1 protein-coding gene is annotated in these 345 nt (G+C 70.4%); it reads right to left on the reverse strand.

The window, feature by feature from the left end; genetic code table 11:
• The coding region (locus tag BIV23_RS44785; RefSeq protein ID WP_143079266.1) for a CurL C-terminal domain-containing protein at nucleotides 1-345 on the reverse strand (345 nt) is incomplete at both ends.

The raw sequence follows: 345 nt of genomic DNA on the forward strand, positions 1-345 counted from the left end.
GCATCATGCGAACCACCAGCAGCAACCACACGCAAAGCCTCAACAGCCTCACCGGCATCCGCGGCCACCACACTCGCCCGCGACTCGAAGTGCGTACGATGGCGAGCCGCCGTCACCGCCACATCCGCGAGCGGAACATCCGGATGCTCCGCCAGCCAGTCGGCCCAACGGCCGGCCTGCGCCCGCAGCGCCTCCTCGGTCTGGCCGGAGACCACCACCGGGAACACACCACCGGGGACCACCGGCCCATCCGCGGTCTCGGCCGCGGCAGGCTCAACGGCAGGGGCCTCCTCCAGGACGAGGTAGGCGTTGGTGCCGCTCAGACCGAACGACGACACACCCGCA

Source organism: Streptomyces monashensis, from assembly GCF_001866665.1.
GTDB classification, from domain to species: Bacteria; Actinomycetota; Actinomycetes; order Streptomycetales; family Streptomycetaceae; genus Streptomyces; species Streptomyces monashensis.